The sequence below is a fragment of the Bacteroides sp. HF-4919 genome (assembly GCF_018860125.1).
The window spans coordinates 252,483-279,290 of sequence record NZ_JAHKNF010000002.1; the positions used below are offsets into that span (position 1 = coordinate 252,483).

General features: G+C 45.9%; 23 protein-coding genes. 18 read left to right on the forward strand and 5 right to left on the reverse strand.

The genetic code is table 11. From position 1 onward, the window contains the following. Positions 1-16 precede the first annotated feature (16 nt). From KO473_RS05210 to lpxA, 3 genes are read left to right on the forward strand one after another with little or no spacing between them, the layout of a single operon-like run. Entirely contained in the window at positions 17-3,220 is a 3,204-nt protein-coding gene (locus tag KO473_RS05210) for an efflux RND transporter permease subunit (protein WP_005779563.1), read from the forward strand. Positions 3,221-3,236: 16 nt separating this feature from the next. After that, entirely contained in the window at positions 3,237-4,628 is a 1,392-nt protein-coding gene (locus KO473_RS05215) for an efflux transporter outer membrane subunit (RefSeq protein ID WP_005779564.1), read from the forward strand. 19 nt (positions 4,629-4,647) lie between these two features. Beyond that, a complete protein-coding gene (gene lpxA, locus KO473_RS05220) occupies positions 4,648-5,418 on the forward strand; it encodes an acyl-ACP--UDP-N-acetylglucosamine O-acyltransferase (protein WP_005812302.1) in 771 nt (256 codons plus the stop codon). 97 nt (positions 5,419-5,515) lie between these two features. On the opposite strand, the gene KO473_RS05225 is transcribed toward lpxA, so the two are convergent. Next, the gene (locus KO473_RS05225; RefSeq protein WP_005779568.1) at positions 5,516-6,157 is read right to left on the reverse strand and encodes a carbohydrate-binding family 9-like protein; all 642 of its coding nucleotides are present in this window, start codon (positions 6,155-6,157) and stop codon (positions 5,516-5,518) included. Positions 6,158-6,387: 230 nt separating this feature from the next. On the opposite strand from KO473_RS05225, the gene KO473_RS05230 reads away from it, so the two are divergent. Continuing rightward, positions 6,388-7,608, forward strand: a complete 1,221-nt coding sequence (locus KO473_RS05230; protein WP_005812304.1) for a hypothetical protein — start codon at positions 6,388-6,390, stop codon at positions 7,606-7,608. Between the two features lie 6 nt (positions 7,609-7,614). After that, entirely contained in the window at positions 7,615-8,550 is a 936-nt protein-coding gene (locus KO473_RS05235) for a tRNA-dihydrouridine synthase family protein (protein WP_122130126.1), read from the forward strand. 299 nt (positions 8,551-8,849) lie between these two features. On the opposite strand, the gene KO473_RS05240 is transcribed toward KO473_RS05235, so the two are convergent. After that, complete coding sequence (locus KO473_RS05240) at positions 8,850-9,410, reverse strand: DUF4348 domain-containing protein (RefSeq protein WP_005812309.1); 561 nt, start codon at positions 9,408-9,410, stop codon at positions 8,850-8,852. Between the two features lie 93 nt (positions 9,411-9,503). Next, complete coding sequence (locus KO473_RS05245; protein ID WP_032541095.1) at positions 9,504-10,772, reverse strand: DUF2851 family protein; 1,269 nt, start codon at positions 10,770-10,772, stop codon at positions 9,504-9,506. Positions 10,773-10,867: 95 nt separating this feature from the next. Between KO473_RS05245 and dapB the strand changes: the two genes are divergently transcribed. The 6 genes from dapB to uxuA all read left to right on the forward strand — a co-directional run bounded on the left by dapB (position 10,868) and on the right by uxuA (position 16,966). Continuing rightward, on the forward strand, positions 10,868-11,596 hold the full coding sequence (dapB, locus tag KO473_RS05250; RefSeq protein WP_005812312.1) for a 4-hydroxy-tetrahydrodipicolinate reductase: 729 nt from the start codon (positions 10,868-10,870) through the stop codon (positions 11,594-11,596). 4 nt (positions 11,597-11,600) lie between these two features. Further along, entirely contained in the window at positions 11,601-13,085 is a 1,485-nt protein-coding gene (locus KO473_RS05255) for a S26 family signal peptidase (protein ID WP_005779578.1), read from the forward strand. Between the two features lie 6 nt (positions 13,086-13,091). Then, a complete protein-coding gene (gene lepB / locus KO473_RS05260; protein ID WP_032541096.1) occupies positions 13,092-14,027 on the forward strand; it encodes a signal peptidase I in 936 nt (311 codons plus the stop codon). 62 nt (positions 14,028-14,089) lie between these two features. After that, positions 14,090-14,734 (forward strand): WbqC family protein, encoded by a 645-nt coding sequence (locus KO473_RS05265; RefSeq protein WP_032541098.1) that lies wholly within the window; start codon positions 14,090-14,092, stop codon positions 14,732-14,734. 129 nt (positions 14,735-14,863) lie between these two features. Beyond that, complete coding sequence (locus tag KO473_RS05270; protein WP_005779582.1) at positions 14,864-15,676, forward strand: SDR family oxidoreductase; 813 nt, start codon at positions 14,864-14,866, stop codon at positions 15,674-15,676. Between the two features lie 84 nt (positions 15,677-15,760). Next, complete coding sequence (gene uxuA / locus KO473_RS05275) at positions 15,761-16,966, forward strand: mannonate dehydratase (protein ID WP_122130125.1); 1,206 nt, start codon at positions 15,761-15,763, stop codon at positions 16,964-16,966. A 134-nt stretch (positions 16,967-17,100) separates the two neighbouring features. Here the strand turns inward: uxuA and KO473_RS05280 are convergent, their stop codons facing one another. Next, positions 17,101-17,631: a GNAT family N-acetyltransferase gene (locus KO473_RS05280; RefSeq protein ID WP_122130124.1), complete on the reverse strand. Its 531-nt coding sequence runs from the start codon at positions 17,629-17,631 to the stop codon at positions 17,101-17,103. Positions 17,632-17,741: 110 nt separating this feature from the next. Here KO473_RS05280 and KO473_RS05285 point away from each other — a divergent pair, with 110 nt between their 5' ends. Beyond that, complete coding sequence (locus tag KO473_RS05285; protein ID WP_122130123.1) at positions 17,742-18,899, forward strand: DUF5009 domain-containing protein; 1,158 nt, start codon at positions 17,742-17,744, stop codon at positions 18,897-18,899. Between the two features lie 165 nt (positions 18,900-19,064). Then, positions 19,065-19,439 (forward strand): hypothetical protein, encoded by a 375-nt coding sequence (locus tag KO473_RS05290; protein ID WP_005812317.1) that lies wholly within the window; start codon positions 19,065-19,067, stop codon positions 19,437-19,439. 168 nt (positions 19,440-19,607) lie between these two features. Here KO473_RS05290 and KO473_RS05295 read toward each other — a convergent pair whose 3' ends face one another. Next, positions 19,608-20,828, reverse strand: coding sequence for a pitrilysin family protein (locus tag KO473_RS05295; RefSeq protein WP_181996014.1), 1,221 nt, complete (start codon positions 20,826-20,828; stop codon positions 19,608-19,610). Between the two features lie 128 nt (positions 20,829-20,956). On the opposite strand from KO473_RS05295, the gene KO473_RS05300 reads away from it, so the two are divergent. The 5 genes from KO473_RS05300 to KO473_RS05320 all read left to right on the forward strand — a co-directional run bounded on the left by KO473_RS05300 (position 20,957) and on the right by KO473_RS05320 (position 26,237). Beyond that, entirely contained in the window at positions 20,957-21,487 is a 531-nt protein-coding gene (locus tag KO473_RS05300; protein WP_005812321.1) for a TIGR00730 family Rossman fold protein, read from the forward strand. Beyond that, positions 21,487-22,092, forward strand: a complete 606-nt coding sequence (locus KO473_RS05305) for an SIS domain-containing protein (RefSeq protein WP_005779596.1) — start codon at positions 21,487-21,489, stop codon at positions 22,090-22,092. Before KO473_RS05300 ends, KO473_RS05305 begins: the two co-directional genes overlap by 1 nt. After that, positions 22,080-23,000: a carbohydrate kinase gene (locus KO473_RS05310; RefSeq protein WP_005779597.1), complete on the forward strand. Its 921-nt coding sequence runs from the start codon at positions 22,080-22,082 to the stop codon at positions 22,998-23,000. Before KO473_RS05305 ends, KO473_RS05310 begins: the two co-directional genes overlap by 13 nt. A 176-nt stretch (positions 23,001-23,176) precedes the next feature. Next, positions 23,177-24,232 carry a tyrosine-protein phosphatase gene (locus KO473_RS05315; protein ID WP_005812323.1) on the forward strand — a complete coding sequence of 352 codons (1,056 nt, stop codon included), beginning with the start codon at positions 23,177-23,179 and terminating at the stop codon, positions 24,230-24,232. A 94-nt stretch (positions 24,233-24,326) separates the two neighbouring features. Beyond that, positions 24,327-26,237, forward strand: a complete 1,911-nt coding sequence (locus KO473_RS05320) for a DEAD/DEAH box helicase (RefSeq protein ID WP_005822622.1) — start codon at positions 24,327-24,329, stop codon at positions 26,235-26,237. Positions 26,238-26,808 lie beyond the last annotated feature (571 nt).

Sequence of the window (26,808 nt, forward strand, 5' to 3'; positions counted from 1 at the left end):
GCATAGCAAGTTAAATATGAAACTAGATAGATTTATTAATCGTCCGGTACTATCTACGGTGATCTCCATCGTTATAGTAATCTTGGGTATTCTGGGCTTGATTTCGCTGCCTATTTCCCAATATCCGGATATTGCCCCACCTACGGTAAGCGTTTCGACCACTTATCAGGGTGCTAATGCACAAACGGTATTAAACAGTGTAGTCGCCCCGCTGGAGGAGCAAATCAACGGTGTGGAAAACATGATGTACATGAGTTCCACAGCAACCAATACCGGTGAAGCCCGTATTGACGTATACTTTAAACAAGGCACCGATCCGGATATGGCCGCGGTAAACGTTCAAAACCGTGTAGCCAAAGCACAAGGTCTGCTGCCCGCCGAAGTAACCAAAGTAGGCGTCATCACTTCAAAACGGCAGACCAGTATGTTGCTGGTATTCTCTTTATATAGTTCCGACGACAAATACGATAACGAATTTCTGGAAAATTATGCCAAGATCAATCTGGTGCCGGAAGTGCAGCGCGTACCGGGTGTAGGTGACGCCATGGTGCTTGGTGCAGACTATTCAATGCGTATCTGGCTGAAACCGGATATCATGGCCCAATATCACCTGATGCCTACCGATGTTTCCGCAGCGTTGGCCGAACAGAACATTGAGGCTGCTCCGGGAGCATTCGGTGAAGAGGGTAACCAGACTTTTCAATATACTCTGAGATACAAGGGGCGCCTGCAAAGTCAAGAAGAATTTGAGAATATTGTAATCCGTGCTACTGAAGACGGACAGGTACTTCGACTGAAAGACATCGCCAGTGTAGAATTGGGACGTCTGACTTACGGATTTACCAATAAAGTGAACGGGCATCCGGCAGTAACCATCATCGTATTCCAGACAGCCGGTTCGAATGCGACAGCTATTATCAACGACATCCTCGCCTTACTGGATAAATCAGCTTCTACCTTCCCACCGGGCGTCAAAGTAAATGTATCACAGAATGCCAATGACTTCTTGTTCGCCTCTATTCATGAGGTAGTCAAGACATTGATCGAGGCATTTATTCTTGTATTCATTGTGGTATACATTTTCCTGCAGGATCTACGCTCTACATTGATTCCTGCTATTGCCATCCCGGTTGCATTGATCGGTACGTTCTTTGTCTTATATCTGATTGGGTTCAGTATCAACCTTCTGACACTATGTGCCATGGTACTTGCCATAGCGATTGTGGTCGATGATGCGATCGTCGTCGTGGAAGGCGTCCATGCAAAACTTGACCAAGGCTATAAATCAGCCCGTCTGGCTTCCATCGACGCCATGAATGAATTGGGAGGTGCCATCGTTTCTATCACATTGGTAATGATGTCTGTATTTATTCCGGTAAGTTTCATGTCCGGTACTTCCGGTACATTCTATCGCCAGTTCGGTCTGACAATGGCTATCGCTATTGCACTTTCGGCCTTGAATGCTTTGACATTGAGTCCTGCACTGTGTGCCATCCTACTGAAACCACACGATCCGAACAAAAAAGAAAAAGTGACGCTTGCCAAACGTTTCCATGCTTCATTCAATGCGGCATACGATACGATTTTGAAAAAATATAAGAAAAGGGTACTATTCTTCATCCAGAAACCTTGGCTTACAATCAGTGCGGTAGTAGCCGGCTTTGCCCTGATGATTTTCCTGATGAATATCACCCCGACCGGTTTGGTTCCGAATGAAGATACAGGTACCATCATGGCTGTTGTCGACATGCCCCCGGGTAGTTCTAAAGAACGTACCGAAGCGGTGATGCAACAGGTAGACAGCCTGATAGCTTCAGAGTCGGCAATCGACAGCCGTACGATGATTGTAGGCTATAGCTTCATAGCAGGACAGGGACCCAGCTACGGTTCATTTATTTGTAAACTGAAAAACTGGGATGAGCGATCCATCAAAGAACGTTCAGACTTTGTTTCGGGCATGTTATACCTCAAAGCTCGTGAAGTGATTAAAGACGCCCGTGTACTGTTGTTCGCTCCACCGATGATTCCGGGTTATAGTGTGTCCAACGGTTTTGAGATGAACCTACAGGATAAAACGGGAGGTAGCCTTGACAAATTCTATGAGGTGGCTCAGGATTTCATCTCTAAATTGCAGGCCCGTCCCGAAATTCAATCAGCGCAAACATCGTTCAATCCGAACTTCCCGCAATACATGATAGACATCGACGCAGCTGCCTGTAAGAAAGCCGGACTATCACCTAACGATATTCTGACCACTTTGCAAGGCTACTACGGTGGTTTGTATTCTTCAAACTTCAACCGCTTCGGTAAAATGTATCGCGTAATGATTCAAGCGGAACCGAACAGTCGCACCAACCTCGAGTCGCTGAAGTCAATCAAGATACGTAATGGTAACGAAATGGCGCCTATCACTCAGTTTATGAATATTAAGCGCATCTACGGACCGGATAATATCAAGCGATTCAACATGTTTACCGCTATGACCATCAACGGTTCTCCCGCTGACGGCTATAGTTCCGGTCAAGCCATCCAGGCAATGCAGGAAGTAGCCGAACAGACTTTACCTACAGGATATGGCTATGAATTCTCGGGTATGACCCGCGAAGAACAAAGCTCTAGTGGCAGCTCCACAGCTATGATCTTCGTTCTTTGCTTCGTATTCGTTTATTTGTTGCTGAGTGCCCAGTACGAAAGTTATATTTTACCATTGGCTGTATTGCTTTCTATTCCTTTCGGTCTGGCAGGCAGCTTCATCTTTGCCCACCTGATGGGATTGGCCAATAATATCATCCCTATTTTGGGAGCAGCTACCAACAACATTTATATGCAGATTGCATTGATTATGTTGATAGGTTTGTTAGCAAAGAATGCGATCCTGATTGTCGAATTTGCCCTCGACCGTCGTAAGATGGGTATGAGCATCACCTGGGCTGCCGTATTGGGAGCAGGTGCACGTCTCCGTCCTATTCTGATGACCTCTTTAGCAATGGTAGTAGGTTTGATTCCGTTGATGCTTGCCATGGGAGTAGGTGCCAATGGTAACCGTGCTTTGGGTACAGCTGCGGTAGGCGGTATGTTTATCGGTATGATATGCCAGATATTTGTGGTTCCTGCTTTGTTCGTTCTCTTCCAGTATTTACAGGAGAAGGTGAAACCTATCGAATGGGAAGACATCGATAATACAGATGCAGAAACAGAAATTGAACAATACGCTAAATAGGAATAAAGAAAAGAATATGAAGAAACAAATTATAGGTATGTTGTGTGCAACTGCTCTCCTGAGCAGCTGCCACATCTATAAATCATATGACAGACCTAAGGATATAGAAGCTTCCGGGCTTTACCGGGATACAGTATCTGTTGCCGATACTTTGGTATCCGATACTGCCAACTTCGGAAATCTGCCTTGGAGAGAGGTCTTCACAGATCCTCAGTTACAAGCGTTAATCGAACAGGGACTGACTCACAATACTGACCTGCTGACTGCCGCACTGAAAGTGAAAGAGGCACAGGCATCGCTGATGTCAGCCCGCTTGGCTTATGCTCCTTCACTCGGATTGTCACCACAAGGAACCATCAGCAGTTTCGACAAACATGCGGCAACGAAAACTTATTCACTGCCTGCAACTGCCAGTTGGGAGATCGATTTGTTCGGCAAACTGCTGAATGCCAAACGGGGTGCACAAGTAGCATTGTTACAAACGAAAGCATATCGCCAAGCTGTACAGACCCAGATCATCTCGGGAATTGCCAATACATACTACACGTTATTAATGCTCGACCGTCAGCTCGACATCACCGAACAGACCGCCGACATCATGAAACGTAATGTTGAAACTATGCAAGCTATGAAGGATGCCGCCATGTTCAACACGACCTCTGCCGGAGTGGAACAAAGCAAAGCTGCCTATGCACAAGTATTGGCCTCTATCCCAGCCATTCAGCAGAGTATCCGCGAAACCGAAAATGCCATGTCTATGCTGCTGGCACAGGCGCCGCAGACTATTCAACGGGGAGTCCTTGAAGAACAGCAATTGCCGGAAGAGTTTTCAGTAGGTGTTCCTTTGCAGCTACTTTCTAACCGTCCGGATGTAAAAGCAGCCGAAATGGCTCTGGCCAGCACTTATTACAATGCAAACTCAGCCCGTGCCGCCTTCTATCCGCAGATCACAATCAGTGGGTCAGCCGGATGGACCAACAGTGCCGGTAGCGCCATTGTCAACCCGGGTAAACTGCTGGCATCCGTACTTGGTTCACTTACTCAGCCGTTGTTCTACCGGGGTGCAAACATCGCCCGTCTGAAGATAGCCAAGGCACAACAGGAAGAAGCTAAACTGGCCTTCCAACAGAGTATACTGAATGCAGGAAGTGAAGTAAGCAATGCACTGTACCAGTATCAGAGTGCTTCCGAAAAAACAGCTTCCCGCAAAATGCAAGTGGAATCATCAGAGAAAGCATCTGAATATACAAAAGAATTGTTTAAATTAGGGACGTCTACTTATCTGGAGGTATTGTCGGCCGAACAATCTTTGCTCAGTGCCCGTTTATCTCAGGTAAACGATACTTTCGACCGGATGCAGGCTGTAGTAAGCCTTTATCAGGCATTAGGCGGCGGAAGAGAAGATTAACTTTAAATACAATACAATTATGATTAGTCCATTAGCATCGATAGCCCCCGGGGCAAAAATCGGTAAGAATGTCACCATTCAACCGTTCGCTTACATTGAAGATAATGTCGAAATAGGGGACGACTGCATCATTATGTCTTATGCCAGCATACTGAATGGCACGCAGCTGGGAAAAGGTAACAAAGTGCATCAACACGCCGTACTCGGAGCGGAGCCACAGGATTTCCATTACAAAGGAGAAGAAAGTTCACTGATCATCGGTGATAACAATCATATCCGCGAGAATGTAGTCATCAGCCGGGCCACTTTCGGCGGAAACGCCACAAAGATCGGCAACGGCAACTTCCTGATGGACAAGGTTCATGTCTGTCATGACGTACAAATCGGTGACAATTGCGTAGCCGGTATCGGTACTACAATTGCCGGAGAATGTACCTTGGACGATTGCGTGATCCTGAGTGGAAACGTCACACTCCATCAATATTGCCATGTAGGACAATGGACGTTGATTCAGAGCGGTTGCCGCATATCAAAAGACGTACCTCCTTATGTTATTATGGCCGGAAATCCGGTAGAATATCACGGAGTAAACGCTGTAGTATTACAACAACATAAAAATACGAGCGAAAGGGTCTTGCGACATATTGCCAATGCTTACCGTTTGATCTATCAGGGCAATTTCAGCCTGCAGGATGCAGTACAAAAAATTGTAGACCAGGTTCCCATGAGCGAAGAGATAGAAAATATCGTTGCATTCGTCAAGGAGTCAAAACGTGGAATCGTAAAATAGGCACAATCATCTGCCGATAAAGAAAAGGTGTAGTCATCCTGGGATGGCTACACCTTTCTTTTATTATTTTCCATGCTTTTACACGGGCAGGTTCATTCTATTCAAACTCCAAGGTACCGAAGAAATCGGGACGATGGAAATCCGGTTTCTCTATTTTAATCGGATTCCATGAAAGGAAATGCGGGGTCTGCAATTCGTCTCCACATTTGTAGAAGTTCGCAGTAATCGTTTTTCCGTCCAGAGAAGTAATATTGTGTTTAAAGAATGCTGTATATGGAATGATCAGCGCCACTTCCCAGTTACACTCTTCAATGCGTTCATTGAACGGCTGGCGTCCCAGGCTGGCCCAACGCTTTACCTGATCCATCACTTCCTGAGAGGCACGCTCCCGGTCGTTACGTTCTGCTCCGGCACCTATAAGAATCGTCCCGATACAGTTGCATTCGATGTTATAATAAATACCGTCACCGGCAGGCACAGAAAAGAACTCCACGCAAGAGTCCGTCCACACAGACCCGTTGTCCTCTCCGTACTTAGCCCTCACACTGGCCTCTTTCACATTAAAGTGCAACAAAACAGCATCATCGCTATGGGCTATACGGAACTCCACTTTCGGACGATAAGGATAAGCTTCCCAATTCACATTATCAATAGTCTGGAAACCGATCTTTTCTTTATCCAGTAATTCGGGAAGTGCATCGACCTCCACATTAGCAATACTGATCTTTTTTACTTTCATGGTCTATTCTATTTTTATCTTGCAAAAATATATACTTTATTCCAGTATTTCATTCTCCATCCGGTGCTATTTTACAACCTTTTCCGAAAACGTTTACTTTCGGCTATCCTTTTTCATGGTCAGTCAGATGATTTCCTTACCTTTGCAGCGTGAAACAACCATCTTACATTGATTTAAGATAATAACTTCAACGGGTAAATCCCCATTGTATCTAACAAATAACACAAAAAATGAAGAAGCATCTAATTTTATCTGCCTGCCTGATGATGGCAGTAAGCAGTTTTGCTCAAAAGAAAGACTTTAGTTATAAGTTTTACGGACAGATTCGCACAGACCTTTATTACAACAGCCGTGCTAACGAAGAGACAGTAGACGGATTGTTTTACATGTATCCCAAAGACGAAGTACTCGATGAAAACGGCAAGGACCTGAACGCAACTGCCAACGGTAGCTTTTATACCTTATATACCCGCCTGGGAATAGACGTAGCCGGCCCTAAATTGGGACGTGCCATGACTTCTGCCAAAGTAGAAGTGGACTTCCGCGGCTCAGGAACTTCCTACTCCACCATCCGCTTACGCCATGCCTACCTGAACCTGGATTGGGGACGTTCAGCTCTCTTACTCGGCCAAACCTGGCATCCGCTGTTCGGTGATGTATCACCACAAATACTGAATCTTTCGGTGGGTGCACCTTTCCAGCCATTCAGCCGTGCCCCTCAAATTCGCTATCGCTATACACATAAGGGATTCCAACTGACAGGAGCCGCAATCTGGCAATCGCAGTATTTATCGCAAGGCATTGCCGGCAAGAGCCAGGCTTATATAAAGAACAGCTGTGTCCCCGAATTCTATCTGGGACTCGATTATAAAGCCAACGGATGGATAGCCGGAGCAGGCATAGAACTTCTCTCCCTGAAACCCCGTACAGAGTCTAAAATAGATGATAAAGTTTATAAAGTGAACGAACGCATCACCACTTTATCTTATGAAGGACATGTAAAATACAGCAATAAAGACTGGTTTGTAGGGGCCAAAACCGTATTGGGCTCTAATCTGACACAAACTTCGATGCTCGGTGGATTCGGAATCAAATCGATCGATAAGCAGACCGGAGAACAGAAATATACACCGATCCGGGTATCCAGTTCATGGCTGAACGTTGTATACGGACAAAAATGGAAACCGGGCATCTTCCTGGGATATGTCAAGAATCTGGGGACAAGTGATGCTTTAGCATCCGGTCAACTGTACGGAACAGGAACCAATGTAGACCAGGTAGTAACTGCCGGAGCCGAACTGACATACAACGTCAATCACTGGAAATTTGGAGTGGAATATACCTATACTTCCGCTGCTTACGGTTCACTGAATCTTAAAAACGGCAAAATCATCGATACGCATTCCATCGGTAACAACCGTATCGTAGGTGTAGCCATGTTTATGTTTTAAAAACAGATGAATAATACATTACCTATCCACTTCGCTCCGCTTCAGGGATATACTGAGGCAGCCTATCGTAATGCCCATGCCGCCGTTTTCGGCGGCATAGATGTCTATCATACTCCTTTTGTACGAGTAGACCGGGGAGAGTTCCGCCACAAAGACGTTCGGGACATTCTACCCGAAAACAACCGGGTGGCCCGCCTTATCCCGCAACTCATAGCCTCCGAAGCGGATAAAACAGAGCGTATGATCGCCCTCTTCATCGAACAGGGCTATCGGGAGATAGACATCAATCTCGGCTGTCCTTTCCCGATGTTGGCAAAACGACAATGCGGGTCCGGCATGCTGCCTTATCCCGACAAGGTGGAGGCATTGCTAAAACAAACGGAACAATTTCCCGACATACGCTTTTCGGTAAAGATGCGTCTGGGATGGGAAAAACCGGATGAATGCCTGTCACTGATACCGTTGCTTAACGCTGCTCCCCTGACCGAAATCACACTCCATCCCCGGTTGGGCATCCAGCAATACAAAGGCGAGGTAGACATGGAGGGATTTACCTCTTTCTACGAAGCATGCAGACATCCTGTAGTCTATAATGGAGATATCCTGACCGTAACAGACATCCACCGCATTACCGACAGGTTCCCAAGCCTTGCCGGAGTGATGATCGGACGCGGATTACTGACAAACCCTGCATTAGGCTGGGAGTACAAAGAAGGCAGAAAGCTTTCTCCCGAAGAGTGGCATGAAAAGCTTAAGGCACTGCACACAGCCGTTTTACTTCATTATGAAGAGCAGATACAAGGTGGCGAAGCGCAACTGGTAACCAAGATGAAAACATTCTGGGAGTATCTGGCTCCACAGATCGACCGGAAAAGTTGGAAAGCTATCCATAAAAGCACTACGCTCACCAAATACAACATTGCCGTCCGTTCGGTATTCTGACAGAAAGTTCATCCGGACAATGCGTAGTTTGGCATCCGTTTCATTATCACTGATAGTCAGCAAATTATATTTACCTGTATTTTCTTTTCGATGTAAAAGCATTTACCCCGGCATGTAAAGGCTTTTACGTCGGCATGTAAAGCCATTTACCTCGGTACGTAAAACCATTTACTCCGGTACGTAAAATCTTGACCAGTACACGGCGATGTTAGTCGACTTGCATATCTTGGAGCAGTAACCTATCTTTTCTTTAAAAGAGAGGGAGTCCCTGAGTGATCCTCCCCCTGATACCAGATTCTCTATGGATGCAATTCTTTAAAAGTCTGATTCTCTTCTTTCACCTGCTTCACAGTTTCATTCAGATCGTCAATCGGCAGATCGTATCCATACCACCCGGTATAGCAATCGGTTACATACCATTTACCGTCAATCAAGTCGAATATCACACGTAAGTCAACTTCCGACTCCTCATACCCAGCTTCAAACTCTTTATGGGTAGGTTCGTTCACCGTAAATTTAGAAACATAGATTCCTCCTTCCTCCTGGGTAATGCGTTCCTCTTTTAGAGTCTCGCCATCCAGCAACGGCCATTTCTCTTGTGTAAAGGGGAAGGTTTTCTCGCTATTTCCATCGTCCGTCATCAGAGTGATGGGAGTTTTTAACGGAAACTTCACACGGGTATACTGGAAAGAAGCACTTGAGGTGAACTTCTTCAGAAACGTCTGGAAAGGTTCATCAGCCGTTTCCGCAGTAGCGGCACTCTCTGCCTTCGCTTTCGAAGTATTTCCACAGGAAATAAAGCAAATGCCTCCCATCAGGGTAAGCATAAACAGACAAAGCACAAATCTTTTCACTTTCATAATGAATGGGTTATTAAGACGGGGAATCCCACCCCGCATTTTCAGCGGGCAAAGATAATATATCTTCCTAATATCCAATCGGGAAGGACAGAATTATTTATGTTTCAGGTATTCATATCCGAAGCGGCAATAAAGACATTTCTTCTTGTCGCAATATTCCTTCTGTAACTGTAACAACGCCTGACTGTCCGCTGCTGTCCGGACAGGAATTCCGGCTTCGCTCCACATGCGGGTGACGTAGTTGTTTTCAGCTTTCAACTCTTCAAGCAATGAAGCTGCGCGTTCACACAACCTTTCGTCTGCCTTATGCAAACCGTAAGCATACAGAAAAGGTATGACCGTATTGATAATGATCAGTTCCCTTGCACCGGAACCGATGCTTTTCTCCTTCCGGGGAGAGGTCCTGCCAAACATGAAGTGCTCCTCCCAATAAGCAGAAGTATGACCGGAGAAGATCGACTTTAACTCTTTCAGGGTTTGCGCTTCCATGACACGTGAAAACAGGGAACGCTCTTTGTAATATAGGGAAGCCAGTTGTGCCAGCCTCACATGTGGAAAATTGCCGGGACGAAGACGGAGAAAACGCCACAAAGAAGCATTCATCACCGGCGGAAGTTCAAACTTATGTTGCAGATAACGGAATTCCTTCTGCATCCAACTGAAATAATCGTCAACAGGTTCTCCCTCCAGCAAACCGGCCTGTCCAAAGAAGAAAGCCTCCACTTGTGTCAGGTCGTCACGATGCTTATCGATGGAGCGGAACGGAAGCAGATTCGCCCAGGCTTCAAAAGCATCTCCATTCAGTCCGAAACCAAAATTACGTGCCAGCGTGATGAAAAAGGCGTCCTCCCAATGTTGGTTGCAGCGCTGAAGCCGCCGGGATATGGTCTGGTTCTTCTGATCGAAACGCTCGGTCTGTAAAGCTGTCAGCCAGGAATGAACCGTTAGTTTGGAAAGAGTTTCCAAGATCGAATAGCAAGGTGGATGTACGTCTGCCCGGCAAAGCTCGTCATAATGTTCCTTCACCCGGCGGGGACAAGCCAACCGGAGTTGCGGGACAGGTTCACCATTGGTGCGGTATATCTCACAATCTATTTCCGTGGCAATGTGTAAAATCACTGAGTCATAGGCTATATCATGATCATGCCCGTGACGGAACCAATCGGAAGAGACTGCATGTATTTCGACATTACCTACCCAAAGCGTACCGTCAATCTTTAGTTTGGCATTAAAAAAATCGGGGCCTGCATTAGGATTCGGCAGTCCCGTATCAATCACTTCAACAGGCAGCCCGGTGGTTGTTTGCAGTTCATGAAGAGGAAAGATTTTGTGTTTCCACACATAGTGTAGGAGGTGTTCCATTGTTAACAAGACGTTAATGTGCTCGACAAATGTAATAAAAATCCTATCTTTGCGACTAATATTTTGGATATAAAGTCTATAAAGTCAGTAAAACAATGAAAATAGCATTAATAGGTTACGGAAAAATGGGCAGGGAAATCGAAAAAGTAGCCCTCAGTCGCGGACACGAAATTGTCAGCATTATCGACATCAATAATCAGGATGATTTCGAATCCGAAGCGTTTAAATCGGCAGATGTGGCTATTGAGTTCACTAATCCCATGGTAGCCTACAGCAATTATATGAGAGCTTTCAAAGCAGGTGTAAAGTTAGTTTCGGGCAGTACCGGATGGATGGCAGAGCACGGCGATGAAGTAAAGGAACTATGCAGCAAAGGTGGAAAAACCCTGTTCTGGTCATCCAATTTCAGCCTGGGCGTAGCCATCTTCTCGGCAGTCAATAAGTATCTGGCTAAAATAATGAACCAGTTCCCAGCATATGACGTGACCATGAGTGAAACCCACCACGTGCACAAGCTCGATGCACCAAGCGGAACGGCCATCACGCTGGCAGAAGGTATTCTTGAAAACATGGAACGTAAAAACGTTTGGGTAAAAGAGGAAGCACACTCAGCGAACGAGTTGCCGATTCACTCCATCCGTGAAGGCGAAGTATTCGGTATCCACACCATCCGTTACGATTCGGAGGCGGACAGTATCTCCATCACCCACGATGCCAAAAACCGGGGAGGTTTTGCTTTGGGTGCGGTACTTGCCGCAGAATACACAGCAACCCATGAAGGCTATCTGGGTATGAGCGATTTATTCCCATTCTTAAAAGACTAACATCATGAGAAAAGCAACACGTACTCAATGGATAAAGTGTTCCATTGCCATTCTTCTTTATCTGATCTTTCTGATCTGGGTGAAAAGCTGGTGGGGACTGATTGTGGTTCCTTTTATTTTCGATGTTTACATTACCAAGAAAATCCCCTGGTCATTCTGGAAGAAGTCAAAGAACCCGACTGTCCGAAGCGTAATGAGTTGGGTAGATGCCATCGTTTTCGCTTTGGTGGCAGTATATTTCGTGAACATCTATATCTTTCAGAATTATCAGATCCCATCCTCCTCACTGGAAAAATCATTGCTGGTGGGAGACTTCCTGTATGTAAGCAAGATGAGCTATGGTCCCCGTGTACCGAATACTCCGCTATCGATGCCATTGGCACAGCATACACTGCCGATACTGAACACCAAGTCGTACATTGAGTGGCCTCAGTGGAAATACAAACGTGTGCCCGGGTTCGGTAAAGTAAAACTGAACGATATTGTAGTGTTTAACTTCCCTGCAGGAGACACTGTTGCGCTGAACTTTCCGGATGCCGACTTTTATACACTGGCATACAACATCGGGAAGCAGATTTATCCGAATCCGATCAATATGGACAGTCTGACCCGGGAACAACAGAAAACAGTATACGATTTATATTACAATGCCGGACGAAAAGAAATAATGTCCAATCCCCAACGGTATGGCAAAGTTGTCACCCGTCCGGTGGACCGCCGGGAGAATTACGTAAAACGTTGTGTAGGGCTGCCGGGCGATACACTCCAAATTATCAACGGTCAGGTGATGATTGACGGGAAGGCAATAGAAAACCCTGAGAACCTGCAATTCAACTACTTTGTGCAAACTACGGGTCCGTATATCACAGAAGAGATGTTCCGCGAACTGGGGATCAGTAAAGCCGACCAGGGATTAACTCCCGAAGGAGCAGGTTATGAAGAAGGGTTGGTTGAGTTAGGAATGGATGGACGAAACGCCCAAGGCAGGCTGAATCCTGTATATCACCTTCCGCTCACAAAAAAAATGTATGATACTCTGTCCGCCAACAAAAAGTTGATCAGCAAAATCGTGATAGAGCCGGAAGATTATGCCGGAGACATGTATCCTCTGAATTTATATACTCACTGGAACCGCAGCAATTACGGCCCTATCTGGATTCCGGCAAAGGGAGCCACTATCACGCTGACTCCGGATAATCTGCCTATCTACGAACGTTGCATCACTGCCTACGAAGGCAATAAACTGGAACAGAAAGAAGACGGAATCTACATTAACGGTGTGAAGACAGACCAGTATACTTTCCAGTTGGATTATTACTGGATGATGGGTGATAACCGGCATAATTCGGCTGATTCCCGTTATTGGGGATTCGTACCCGAAGACCACGTAGTAGGTAAACCGATCGTCGTATGGCTGTCATTGGATAAAGACCGTGGCTGGTTTGACGGTAAAATCCGCTGGAACCGCATCTTTAAGTGGGTAGACTAAGTAGTAATGAGAAAGGGATTTAAATGGATTATAGCATTTGCCGGAGCAATAGTTATCGTATTATTGCTCCGCGGCTTTGCTTTTACCTCATGCCTGATACCTTCATCGGGCATGGAGAACTCCCTTTTCCAAGGCGAACGTATTCTGGTCAATAAGTGGAGCTACGGACTTCGGGCACCTTATATGTCACTGTTCTCCTACCACCGCTGGAATCCAAGGCGCATTGATAAAGACGACATCGTCGTATTCAATAATCCCGCGGCTATCAAAGAACCGGTCATCGACCGGAGAGAAATCTATATCAGCCGGTGTATCGGTGTACCGGGAGATACTTTGCTTATCGATTCACTATTCAATGTAGTAGACCGCAACACACAACTCGGACCGGACCGGAAACAACTCTACACTTATCCACAGACCAAGGAACAGCAGTTAGACTCACTACTTTCCATTCTTTCCATCGGCTCCAATGAACTGATGGGGCAGCATGAAGGCAAGAATGTACGAAGCTTCAGCCGTTACGAATATTATCTGCTTGAACAGGCGATGAACGGAAAAAGCTGGATACAACCTCTGAGCCAAAGCCGGCAGGAAGAAACTAAACCGCTCATCATCCCTGGCAAGGGAAAGGCCGTCAGAGTTTATCCGTGGAACAGGACCCTGTTGCGGAATACGCTGGTGTTGCATGAAGGCAAACAAGCGGAAATCCGGAACGATACGCTCTACATTGAAGGTCACCCTTCACAGCATTGCTATTTTACCAAAGATTATTACTGGATGGCTTCCAATAACTCGGTAAATCTCTCCGATTCCCGCTTGTTCGGCTTTGTGCCGCAAGATCATGTCATTGGGAAAGCTTCGCGAATCTGGTTCTCAAAGAAAGACCATACGGGAATCTTCAACGGATACCGCTGGAACCGATTCTTCCAACCGGTGAAGTAGTCAGTCCCACAAACCACAAATTATATATCAGCAACCAAGTAATCACAAAGTATCAACTACCCATGAAAGTCGCTTATCTCTCTTCTGCCTATCTGGCACCCGTAGAATATTATAGTAAACTGTTGAATTACGATAAAATATTCATCGAGCAGCACGATCATTACATGAAACAGACCTACCGGAACCGCTGTACTATTGCAGGTCCGGAGGGAGAACTGGCACTTTCTGTTCCTACCGTAAAACCGGAAAACCCGAAATGTCCGATGAAGGATATCCGGATTTCCGACCATGGCAACTGGAGGCATCTGCACTGGAATGCAATGGAATCGGCCTATAACAGCACCCCTTTTTTTGAATATTATAAAGACGATTTTCGCCCTTTCTATGAAAAGAAATATGAATTCCTCACAGATTTCAATGAAGAATTGTGCCGGCTTGTATGCAAGCTGATAGATATACAACCTGATACGGAACGAACCACCGAATATAAAGCGGACTTCGCCCCGAACGAAATAGACTTCCGGGAAGCCATCCATCCCAAAAAGAATTTCCGCCAAGCCGATCCGGAATTTATTCCCCAACCTTACTATCAGGTTTTCGAAACCCGCCACGGATTCCTGCCCAACCTGAGTATCATCGACCTCTTATTCAATATGGGACCGGAAAGTTTGTTAATACTGCAACAAACAATAGCCAATCCCCGATAAAAGGAGTTGACCAAAAATTAATTTCCTTCCTTTTTTGAACCGTTCCATCAACTTTATAACTATATTTGCATGCTGCGTGTGCGATAACGGAGCTATAGAAGAAGAAGTTTAAACTTAAAATATAATAGTATGGCAAACTTATTTAGTGTAAAAGATAAGGTAGTGGTCATTACCGGTGGAACAGGAGTATTGGGAAAAACAATTGCAGTCCATCTGGCAGAAGAAGGTGCCAAAGTCGTTATCCTCGGACGTAAAGCCGAAGTGGGCAACGAGATAGTAAAAACAATATGCGCCAAAGGGGGCGAAGCTCTGTTCCTGGCAACCAATGTACTCGACCGGAACATCCTTGAACAGAACCTGGCAGATATATTGAAAGCTTATGGGCGGGTAGACGCATTGCTCAATGCGGCAGGCGGCAATATGCCGGGAGCTACGATTGCACCGGCAAGTGACATCTTCGATCTGAAAATAGATGAATTTCAGAAGGTAGTGGATCTTAATCTGACCGGTACCGTATTGCCGACACAAGTATTTCTAAAACCGATGACAGAGCAGAAAAGCGGAGCTATTGTCAATTTCTCCTCAATGGCAGCTTTCCGGCCTTTGACACGTGTGGCCGGTTATTCGGCTTCCAAAGCAGGCATTTCCAACTTTACCGCATTTATGGCCACAGAAATTGCCAAAAAGTTTGGTGAAGGAATCCGTATAAATGCCATTGCCCCCGGTTTCTTCCTGACAGAGCAGAACCGCACTTTACTAACCAATCCGGACGGAACATATACTCAACGGGGACAGGATGTCATCCGCCAAACCCCATTCGGACGTATGGGACGCGCTGAAGAGTTATGCGGCACAATACAATACCTGATCAGCGACGCAGCAAGCTTCGTAACGGGCACTGTGGCCATAGTGGACGGCGGATTCAATGCTTTTGCAATGTAAAGAGGCCTCTCCCATACATCTTCCCTCCCCAGAGGTAAAACAAACAGAATGATTAAACCTACTTTCAAAAGTAAAAAATGACTTATGAATCAACCTTATATCACTTCATCAAAGAATAAACTCTTTCTTTCCGAACAAACCTGGCGCTGGTATGGACCGGATGATCCTGTCAGCCTTTGGGACATTAAACAAGCCGGAGCTACGGGAATTGTCAACGCTCTCCACCACATCCCTAATGGCGAAGTATGGACTGTAGAAGAAATTATGAAACGAAAGGAACTGATCGAATCCGTCGGTCTGCGATGGTCGGTAGTAGAAAGTGTCCCGGTACACGAACACATCAAAACCCAGACAGGCGATTACAGAAAATACATCGAAAACTACAAAGAGAGCTTACGTAACCTCGGTAAATGTGGCATTCATATCGTTACCTACAATTTTATGCCCGTACTCGACTGGACTCGCACCGATCTTGCCTATACCCTACCCGATGGCTCCAAAGCACTTCGTTTTGAACGTGCCGCTTTTATCGCTTTCGATCTTTTCTTACTGAAACGGCCGGGTGCAGAGAACGACTATACCGATGAAGAAAAAGCCAAAGCAAAAATTCGTTTCGAACAGATGGACGCAACGGAGAAACAACTCCTTGTCCGTAATATGATTGCCGGACTTCCCGGTTCGGAAGAGAGTTTCACGCTGGAGCAGTTTCAACAGGAACTGAATCGTTACAAAGGTATCGACGCGGATAAGCTACGTGCCCACTTAATCTACTTCCTGAAAGAAGTGACTGCGGTAGCAGACGAGGCCGGTGTAAAGCTGGTGATTCATCCGGACGACCCACCCTGCCCCATTCTGGGTTTACCGCGTATCATGAGTTGTGCGGCCGATTTTCAGACACTGATCGATGCTGTGCCTAATGAATCGAACGGGCTCTGTCTCTGTACCGGATCACTTGGAGTAAGCAGTGCCAACGACCTGGAAGGTATGATGAAACAATTCGGCGATCGTATCAATTTTGTCCACTTCCGAAGCACTCAGCGAGATTCCGAAGGAAATTTCTACGAAGCCAACCACCTGGAAGGAGACGTAGATATGTACCGGGTCATGAAAGCTTTCCTTGAATTACAACAGAGAAGAAAAGTATCTATCCCCATGCGTCCGGATCATGGACACCAAATGGTAGACGATTTAAAGAAGAAAACCAATCCGGGATACTCCTGCATTGGACGCCTGCGCGGACTTGCCGAGCTAAGAGGACTGGAAATGGGAATTGCAAAATCAATCTTTTAAAAACACGAAAAGGCAGTAAAAGACCTTTTCACCCACCGCTGCCTCCACAGATTAACACAGAAATTAAGACCGAGACCTACTCGATCTCTGTTTTTCTGTGGAGCCAGCGATAGTTTTGACACATTTATAAGGCCTCATCCTATCTGCTGCCTATACACTTCCTCTTTAATTCTTTCCACCTGTTCAGACAGTCGGGGAGAATCTTCATTTCCCATAATCCAAAGTGGACAGGCGTTCTCCATAGCATGATAAGAAGGCTGTACATAGGTTTTATCGAGCACCTTGTATCCGTTACGCTGATAATAGTTCACGCGCCGGGTAGTCATTTCATCTTCCGTAGGCTCTACTTCCAGCAGGCGCAGTCCTTTCAGGTGTCCGGCCACATAATCAAGCACCTGCTGCCCTATCTTTTTATTCCGCATTTCCGGGAATACAGCCAGGTGTTCCAAATAGTAGAAGTCACCCATATCCCAGTATACAAACATTCCACTCAACTCTCCATCACATTCAATAGCATTGAAATACATGGGGGTATGGTTCTCAATCATTCGTTTCAACTGCCCGATTTTTCTTCTCTCACTTTCGGGAAAAGACTCCTCGTACAAAGGAATCAAACGGTTCAGACGTGAATCGTCAGCACTCGTAATACGGCTTAATATCATCATAATTTTTTAGGTTTTCAGGCAAAGATAAGCGGAATAAGCCGGAAGACAGCAGACTTTAAACATTTTTACGCTATCTTTGTGAGCATAACCCCTGATTAATTTAACACATTATGAAAACCTCATCCCCTCAACGAGTCGCTGCGGTCGATGTATTCCGTGCACTCACCATGTTCCTTATGCTTTTTGTGAATGATATTCCCGGACTCAGAAACATCCCCCATTGGCTTGGACACGCAGCAATGACAGAAGACATGTTAGGCTTCTCCGATACTATTTTCCCGGCTTTCCTGTTCTGCATGGGCATGTCTATTTCGTTTGCGGTACAAAACCGATACCAAAAGGGCGATTCACCGCTCCAAGTGATTATGCATATTTTCTGGCGAACCGTGGCACTGGTTGTTATGGGACTTTTCTCTGTAAACAGCGGAGGAGTGGCAGGACTCTCCCATCCCTGGTTCTCTATCATTATGGTGATTGGCTTCTTCCTGATCTGGGGAGTATACCCTAAACCGATAACCACCCGAAAAAAATATCTCTATACGGGAATGAAGACAGCAGGTATTTTACTGTTGACTTTCCTGATCCTCTACAAAGGATTTCATGGAGCACCTTTCCAGCAGAAATGGTGGGGAATTCTGGGCCTTATTGGCTGGACCTATGTAATCTGTGCCTCTGTATATTTATTTACCCGGGAAAGCCTGGTACGCAACCTTTTCGTCTGGGTACTGTTTATCATTCTGGCATTGCTGAATCATGCAGACGTCCTGCCGCTTCCATTCATACCAAGTGATATGACATTACACGCATTCGGAATATCGGGCATGCTAACTTCACTATTGATGCAAAAATATGCCAGCCCCGAGCGCCCCGGAAAGTTTATAGAGATATTATGCGGTCTGGGCCTCCTTATGCTGGCAGCCGGCTTTGCCTCACATCCTTTCTGGATTATCTCAAAGATACAAGCCACTCCAAGCTGGTTCTTCTTCTGCACGGCAGCTTTCTTCCCGTCATTCGGCTTCTTCTATTGGCTGACTGACATAAAAGGCAAAACCGGCTGGTTCGATATTATCAAACCGGCAGGAACCGCAACCCTTACCTGCTATATCATTCCATATATCTGGTATGCAATGCAACAACTACTTGGATTACACTACCCCACCGCATTGGGTAGCGGCATACCGGGATTAATGAAATCGGCCATATTCTCACTGATTATTGTCGGTATCACAGGATTACTGGTCAAAGCTAAGATTAAACTAAAAGTATAAATCAAACTCCGCAGACTGAACCATCCAAGGTGACTAATGGCCCCACTGCCGGTCAGCTCCTTTGGACGGTTCAATCTCCTATTATTAAAAATAATTAATAACCCGAGAAAAAGCAAAGCCACCCGAAGTAAAGATCCGTATTAATCCATACATTTGCCGCCAATTATGACAGCATACATCAAACTATTAATGCTATGCCTGTTATTTTTGGTATTCGGTACCCAGAAAAGCAGTGCTCTACAACCCGCCAATAACGGGGTGACAGTCACTACTGCCGTAAAAAGCCATACTCACAACATACCTTCTTTTGATAACTCAGGACACGACCTATTCGACTTTAATCAAGGGATACTGGTCAAAAAGGCTGTTTCGGATTCGGCCAACCCGTATAAACAAAGCAATAACCTCCATCCGGCTGCCAAGACGGACTCTCAGAAATTAATAACATTCAAAGAATACACTTCTTTTTATACTCTTCATAACAGAGTTAAGCCTGCACCAAAATACTATGTATTTGCGCTCAGGCATATTCTTATTTAGCACTTTCTGTACTACGGGTGTCTATGCGATTCGATATAGCCCTGATTATGATGTTTTTTTAGTTTATATATTCCAAGGTCAGAGAGTGCATCGTAAAGATTTATATAAGTATTAATTGTGTGTCTAATAGTAATGTCAATCCTCAGATGCACCCTCTTCCTTTTCTTCTTATCTGTAGATCAGTGTAGAAAGATATTCCTCTGCGAACATCTCATTGGCTACCTCCAGCAACCCTTCTGCAGTTAATGCTTCGATTCGCCGGAAAACAGATTCGGATGATTCATACTTGTGGTAATGCAAGAAGGTCTTTGCCATCCCCAACGCATTATTTTCATTATTATCCGAAGCAACTCCAATCTGCCCGATCAGTTGTTTTTTAGCAGCCATCAGCTGCGAAGAGGTCATTTTCACATCCCGCATCCTTTTCAGTTCTTTGTAAGTCAACCGCAGACAAGTATCCACATCCGCAGGATCGGTTCCAAAATAGATGCAGAAAGCTCCCGTATCCGTATACGATGTCAGATTGGACTCCACAGTGTAGACCAATCCTCTTCGCTCGCGGAGAGAAACATTCAGGCGACTGTTCATCCCCGGACCACCCAGAATATTATTCAACAGATACAAGCCGGTGCGTTTATTATCATAAGCATTGTATCCCCTACTGCCAATCATCACATGCGCCTGATGGGTCTCCTTATGGACAACCAGATGCTCCGGTACGTAAAGGGGAGGCGGAGTACGGTGATTATCGACTCCAATCAACGGAAGGTCTGCCAACAGTTTCTCCACTTGGCGGACTATTTTCTGAAAGTTGAAGTTGCCCAAAACAAAGAATACCATATTGGAAGGTTGATAGAACCGGGAAGTAAAAGCAACCGCATCCCCGCTTCGGAATTGCTTCAGCAATTCCGGCCTGCCCAGAATGTTGCGTCCCAACGGATGATTCCGGAAAATCATATCTTCAAAGTCATCGAAAATAAGCTCCGAAGGAGTATCTTCGTATGACTGTATTTCGTCGATAATCACTTCCGTCTCCTTTTCTATCTCGTTCTGCGGAAAAGTGGAGTGAAAAACAATATCTGCCAGCAATTCCAGTGCCCGCCCAAAATGTTCGGTCAGGAATGCCGAATAGATCACCGTCTCTTCCTTATTGGTATATGCATTCAGGTCGCCTCCTACATTCTCCATACGATTCAGGATATGCCATGCCTTCCGTTTCCGGGTACCTTTAAAAATCAGGTGCTCCACAAAGTGGGCCATTCCTTGTTCGTTTTCAGCCTCATCACGGGTGCCGGCATCTACGGCAAATCCACAATAAGCCACCTTTGAAAGCGAAGGCTCATGGATGATGCGAAGACCGTTGGACAGGGTATGTATATTATATTGCATTTCTGCACGGGTACTTAACTGCTTCATTCTTACTATTAAGTTAGGTTGAGGATACAAAAATACAATAAAACTTATTGTCGTTTATAGAAAATTGCAGATATTTGTAAGCTATAACATCAATAACCCTTATGGAAAAGATAGGAATTTTCTGTTCCGCGTCCGACAGCATCGACCCGACATTCTTCGATGCAGCCCATCAGATTGGCGAATGGATGGGAAGAAACGGCAAGACACTTATCTACGGTGGTGCCAACCTCGGACTCATGGAATGTGTGGCAAAGGCAGTCAAAGAAAGCGGGGGACGTGTCATCGGTGTAGTACCCTCCAAACTTGAAGAGAACGGCAAAGTGAGTACATATCTCGATGAAATGATCCGCACACACAATCTGAGTGACCGCAAGGATATCATCCTGCAACAGTCGGATGTATTGGTGGCTCTCCCCGGCGGTATCGGCACGCTGGATGAAGTATTTCATGTCATGGCAGCCGCTTCCATCGGTTATCACCAGAAGAAAGTGATCTTCTACAACGCAAATGGTTTTTATAGCCCGTTGCTTGCCGTACTCAGCGAATTACAGGCAAGAGGATTTGCCCGCCATCCGCTGTCCTCCTATTATGAAGTAGCAAACACATTTAATGAATTAACAACTAAGATATAATGATTGAATCGATTCAAGAACTCCTGCAAAAGGAAGCACAAGCCGTGCTGAATATTCCCGTGACCAATGCCTACGAAAAGGCGGTTGAGTTGATTGTGGAACAAATACACAGAAAAAAAGGCAAACTTGTAACTTCCGGCATGGGTAAAGCCGGACAAATAGCGATGAACATCGCCACTACGTTTTGTTCGACCGGTATTCCCTCTGTCTTCCTGCATCCCAGCGAAGCGCAACATGGCGATCTGGGCATCCTGCAAGAGAACGACCTGTTGCTGTTGATTTCAAACTCGGGCAAAACCCGTGAAATCGTAGAGTTAACGCAGTTGGCCCACAACCTGAATCCGGGCCTTAAATTCATCGTTATCACCGGAAACCCCGACAGTCCGCTTGCCAGCGAATCAGATGTATGCCTGAGTACAGGGCACCCTGCCGAGGTTTGTACACTGGGTATGACCCCTACTACCTCGACTACGGTAATGACCGTCATCGGCGATATCCTCGTGGTACAAACAATGAAAAGGACTGAATTCACTATCGAAGAATACTCCAAACGCCATCACGGTGGTTATCTGGGTGAAAAATCAAGAAAACTATGCGTAAAGTAATCGGCATCGGAGAGACTATACTCGATATCATCTTCCGGAACGACCAGCCTTCGGCAGCCGTTCCCGGAGGCTCTGTTTTCAACGGCATCGTTTCTTTAGGACGCATGGGAGTCAATGTATGTTTCATCAGCGAAACGGGCAACGACCATGTTGGAAACATCATCTTGCAATTCATGCGTGACAATCATATCCCGACGGATCACGTCAATGTGTTCCCGGATGGCAAATCGCCCGTATCCCTGGCTTTCCTGAACGAACACAGCGACGCGGAATACATCTTCTATAAAGACTATCCCAAACAGCGGCTGGACGTTTTGTTCCCTCCCATCAACGAAGATGATATCATTGTCATCGGTTCATACTATGCCCTGAATCCGGTTTTACGCGACAAGATTCTGGAACTGCTGGACATAGCGAGAGAGAAAAAAGCGATTGTATATTATGATCCCAATTTCCGTTCTTCACATAAGAACGAGGCTATGAAGTTAGCTCCAACCATTATCGAGAATCTGGAATATGCCGACATCGTAAGGGGATCTCTGGAAGACTTCTATTACATGTACGGAATCAAAGACGCAGAGAAGATCTACAAGGATAAAATCAAGTTCTATTGTCCGCTATTCCTTTGTACAGCCGGAGCGGAGAAAATCTCGCTGCGTACCAACACAATATCGAAAGAGTATCCTGTCACCCCGTTGCAAGCAGTCAGTACCATCGGTGCAGGAGACAACTTCAATGCCGGCCTGATCTACGGCATGTTAAAATATGATGTCCGTTACCGCGACTTGCAAAATCTGAGTGAGGAGACCTGGGATAAGGTGATACAATGCGGTCAGGATTTCTCCGCAGAAGTCTGCAAGAGTTTCAGCAACTCCGTATCGGAGGAGTTTGCGGCAAACTACCGTTAATGCTTGTCAGTTACGAGCTACAAGCAACAAGTAAATGTGCATCATCCGGCATAATTACCCGTAGCGTGTAGCCCGTAGCTAATTACTATTAACGTTGTCTAATTATAGCAAAGTAATTATACCATGTAACAAGAATCCATATCTTTGCAAATAGTGCTCTCAGACAAATACGAACTATGTACAAAAACCTGTTCAATTTACTAACTATTTTACTTATTCTGCCTTCGTGCACAGATATGTCTCCTAACATTTCGGTGGTTTGCGAAGAGAATAATATAGGAAACTGTATTCTTAAATGGGAAACAACCCCTCTCATCAAGGGGCAGGTGAAAGTATATGCATCCGACAATCCGGAGTTCATACCCGAAGACAATCCCGTCGCTATGGCTAACATCTCTGACGCACGGATAACGATTGTGACCAACGATCCTTCCAAACGCTCCTATTATACAATGGTATTCAATGACAAATACCGTGTAAAAGTGGCTCCCCGCAATGTAAATATGCCCGGCATACAGAACTTCCGCGACTTGGGAGGATACAAATCCGCTACAGGAAAGCACGTACGCTGGGGCAAGCTCTACCGTTCGGCACAGATAGACAGCCTGAATTGCTTTGCCTTCAGAAAACTACAGAATCTGGGCATCAAAACCATTCTGGACCTGCGCTCCGAAAGCGAACTCCATAATACACCTCCTTTGCAAAAAGGATTCAATGTGGTGCATATCCCTATCAGTACGGGTGATATGGAACATATCCTGCACGGCATACAACAAGAGAAGATCAAGACGGATACCATTTACCACATGGTGGAAGGGATGAACCGCGAACTGGTGGTAAAATACCAGAAGGAATACAAGGAAATATTCGACATCCTGCTCGACAAAAACAGCTATCCGGTAGTGATTCACTGCTCGTCGGGAAAAGGACGGACCGGCATCGTATCTGCCCTGATACTGGCTGCTTTAGATATTAATGGGGATATCATTATGGAAGATTACCGTCTGAGCAACGATTACTTTAATATCCCCAAAGCGTCCAAGTACGCTTATAACCTGCCCGCCAACTCGCAGGAGGCCATTACCACTCTTTTCTCGGCAAAAGAAGATTTCCTTAATGCAGCCAAAGACGAGATAGAGCGCAAATACGGTGATGTATCCACTTATCTGCAGAAAGCAATCGGTCTGCAGCCCGAGGACACACACAGACTACGCAACATCTTGCTGGAATAACGCATTTTTTGTCCATCATTATTTATTGTTATCATTCGTAATTCACAATTAATCCGTATCTTTGCACCCGAATATAAAGATATACAGAGATTTAATGAAGACATTTGAAGAGCTTGGCGTTTCTCCGGAGATACGTAAAGCTATTGAAGAGATGGGATACGAGAATCCCATGCCGGTACAGGAGGAAGTGATTCCATACCTTTTAGGAGAGAACAATGATGTAGTAGCTCTTGCACAGACAGGAACGGGTAAGACCGCAGCGTTTGGCTTGCCCCTCATCCAAAAAATTAACGTAAAAAACAGAATCCCCCAATCACTCGTTCTATGCCCTACACGTGAGCTTTGCCTCCAGATAGCGGGCGATCTGAACGATTACTCCAAATACATTGACGGGCTGAAAGTATTGCCCGTATACGGTGGTTCGTCCATCGACAGCCAAATACGCAGCCTGAAACGGGGTGTACACATCATTGTTGCCACACCGGGACGTCTGCTCGACCTGATGGAACGCAAAACAGTATCGCTTGCCACTGTCACCAACGTGGTAATGGACGAAGCGGACGAAATGCTTAACATGGGCTTTACAGAGAGCATAAACGCTATCCTGGCCGATGTTCCGCAGGAACGCAACACACTGCTTTTCTCGGCTACGATGAGCCCCGAAATAGCCCGTATTTCGAAGAACTACCTTCACGATGCAAAAGAGATTACCATCGGACGCAAAAACGAAAGTACGAGCAATGTGAAGCATGTGGTATATACCGTACACGCAAAAGATAAATATGCTGCACTGAAACGCATCGTAGACTATTATCCGCAGATTTACGGTATCGTCTTCTGCCGTACCCGTAAAGAGACCCAGGAGATTGCCGATAAACTGATGCAGGAAGGCTATAACGCCGATTCACTGCACGGAGAACTTTCGCAGGCACAGCGTGACACGGTGATGCAGAAGTTCCGTATTCGCAACCTCCAGATACTGGTAGCCACAGACGTTGCCGCACGCGGACTGGACGTAGACGACCTGACACACGTCATCAACTACGGGTTGCCGGATGATACGGAAAGCTACACACACCGCAGCGGACGTACCGGACGTGCCGGTAAGACAGGTACATCGATTGCGATTATCAACCTGCGTGAAAAGGGAAAAATGCGCGAAATAGAGCGTATCATCGGCAAGAAGTTCATTGCCGGCGAAATGCCTACCGGCAAACAGATTTGCGAGAAACAGCTTCTTAAAGTGATTGATGACCTTGAAAAAGTAAAGGTAAACGAGGAAGACATTAACGATTTCATGCCCGAAATTTATCGTAAACTGGAATGGCTGAGCAAGGAGGACCTTATCAAGCGCATGGTATCGCACGAGTTCAACCGGTTCGTGGATTATTATCGCAATCGTGAAGAAATAGAGGTGCCGACAGACAGCCGCAGCGAACGTGCCGTAAAAAGCCGTGACGGCAAGAGTGGCCGCCAGGCAGAACCGGGCTTCACCCGACTTTTCATCAACCTGGGTAAGATGGATAACTTCTTCCCCCATGAACTGATTACCCTGCTCAACAATAACACCCGTGGAAGAGTGGAACTGGGACGTATCGACCTGATGAAGAACTTCTCGTTCTTCGAAGTAGAAGAGAAACAAGCGCAGAACGTAGTAAAAGCATTGAACCGGACAAACTGGAACGGACGCAAGGTTACGGTAGAGGTTGCCGGAGAAGAGGCACCTACGGAACGCAGAGGACGCGGAAAACGGAATGAAGGCAGTGACCAGGGCGGCAAAGGAAGAAATACAGCCGCATCGGCCGACCGCAAGGATAAAGGCAGAGCCGGTAAAGACGGAAAACAGGCGGACACCCGGAAAGCCCAAAAGCCCAGCCGCGAGGAACGCGGATATTCCGCAGCACGTGGTCCCAAAGGTAAAGATGAATGGAAGCAGTTCTTTAAAGATGCCGAACCCGACTTCAGCGAAGAGGGATGGGCAAGAAGAAAACCCAAGAAGAGCTAAGGACAAAAAGATAGGAAGAACGGCCTGTCAACTTTCAAAAAGACCAGATTAGCCGTTCCCTGCTTACTTCCCTTTCTTATAAAATTTCTCTTTCGGAGAGAAGCCGGATGAAAGCCCGGCTCTTCACTTCACTTAGCAACGGTCTGAGCGGGGTGAAGAGCCGGGCTTTCTCACTCCGAAGAGCAGGCTTCCGGACGAAATGCAACCTGCATTTCCCCCGAAAGGTTACTCCATCCGGAGCAAATGCTTACTCCATCGGAGGAAGAGACTTTCTTTATTCCCACTTTTTCCGAAAAAGCTTCTGTTCACAAGCTGGTTCATTTCAATAGAGCAGCAACCGGAAACTACCAAAAAGAGCTCAAACAAAGAGATTAAGAAACTATTTGTTTGTAATTACCCAGCATACTCCTAAAAAGAGAAAGCAGATCAATCGAATCAAAGACAGCACATCGCGAGCCTAATGCAAATTCCGGACGTTTTTTTCACACCGACCGGAGAGAGGCCCGAAATAAACGATTCTGGGAGGGTCAGAAAAGCAAAAAGTCAAAATGATAAGAAAAGATTAAGTCAG

Coding starts and splice junctions, on each gene's coding strand:
- KO473_RS05210 (WP_005779563.1), top strand. CDS start 17: ATGAAACTAGATAGATTTATTAATCGTCCGGTACTATCTACGGTGATC.
- KO473_RS05270 (WP_005779582.1), top strand. CDS start 14,864: ATGGCAAACTTATTTAGTGTAAAAGATAAGGTAGTGGTCATTACCGGT.
- lepB (WP_032541096.1), top strand. CDS start 13,092: ATGAGAAAGGGATTTAAATGGATTATAGCATTTGCCGGAGCAATAGTT.
- KO473_RS05305 (WP_005779596.1), top strand. CDS start 21,487: ATGATTGAATCGATTCAAGAACTCCTGCAAAAGGAAGCACAAGCCGTG.
- KO473_RS05225 (WP_005779568.1), bottom strand. CDS start 6,157: ATGAAAGTAAAAAAGATCAGTATTGCTAATGTGGAGGTCGATGCACTT.
- KO473_RS05245 (WP_032541095.1), bottom strand. CDS start 10,772: ATGGAACACCTCCTACACTATGTGTGGAAACACAAAATCTTTCCTCTT.
- lpxA (WP_005812302.1), top strand. CDS start 4,648: ATGATTAGTCCATTAGCATCGATAGCCCCCGGGGCAAAAATCGGTAAG.
- uxuA (WP_122130125.1), top strand. CDS start 15,761: ATGAATCAACCTTATATCACTTCATCAAAGAATAAACTCTTTCTTTCC.
- KO473_RS05280 (WP_122130124.1), bottom strand. CDS start 17,631: ATGATGATATTAAGCCGTATTACGAGTGCTGACGATTCACGTCTGAAC.
- KO473_RS05265 (WP_032541098.1), top strand. CDS start 14,090: ATGAAAGTCGCTTATCTCTCTTCTGCCTATCTGGCACCCGTAGAATAT.
- KO473_RS05315 (WP_005812323.1), top strand. CDS start 23,177: ATGTACAAAAACCTGTTCAATTTACTAACTATTTTACTTATTCTGCCT.
- KO473_RS05235 (WP_122130126.1), top strand. CDS start 7,615: ATGAATAATACATTACCTATCCACTTCGCTCCGCTTCAGGGATATACT.
- KO473_RS05285 (WP_122130123.1), top strand. CDS start 17,742: ATGAAAACCTCATCCCCTCAACGAGTCGCTGCGGTCGATGTATTCCGT.
- KO473_RS05320 (WP_005822622.1), top strand. CDS start 24,327: ATGAAGACATTTGAAGAGCTTGGCGTTTCTCCGGAGATACGTAAAGCT.
- KO473_RS05215 (WP_005779564.1), top strand. CDS start 3,237: ATGAAGAAACAAATTATAGGTATGTTGTGTGCAACTGCTCTCCTGAGC.
- dapB (WP_005812312.1), top strand. CDS start 10,868: ATGAAAATAGCATTAATAGGTTACGGAAAAATGGGCAGGGAAATCGAA.
- KO473_RS05295 (WP_181996014.1), bottom strand. CDS start 20,828: ATGCAATATAATATACATACCCTGTCCAACGGTCTTCGCATCATCCAT.
- KO473_RS05300 (WP_005812321.1), top strand. CDS start 20,957: ATGGAAAAGATAGGAATTTTCTGTTCCGCGTCCGACAGCATCGACCCG.
- KO473_RS05230 (WP_005812304.1), top strand. CDS start 6,388: ATGAAGAAGCATCTAATTTTATCTGCCTGCCTGATGATGGCAGTAAGC.
- KO473_RS05310 (WP_005779597.1), top strand. CDS start 22,080: ATGCGTAAAGTAATCGGCATCGGAGAGACTATACTCGATATCATCTTC.
- KO473_RS05290 (WP_005812317.1), top strand. CDS start 19,065: ATGACAGCATACATCAAACTATTAATGCTATGCCTGTTATTTTTGGTA.
- KO473_RS05255 (WP_005779578.1), top strand. CDS start 11,601: ATGAGAAAAGCAACACGTACTCAATGGATAAAGTGTTCCATTGCCATT.
- KO473_RS05240 (WP_005812309.1), bottom strand. CDS start 9,410: ATGAAAGTGAAAAGATTTGTGCTTTGTCTGTTTATGCTTACCCTGATG.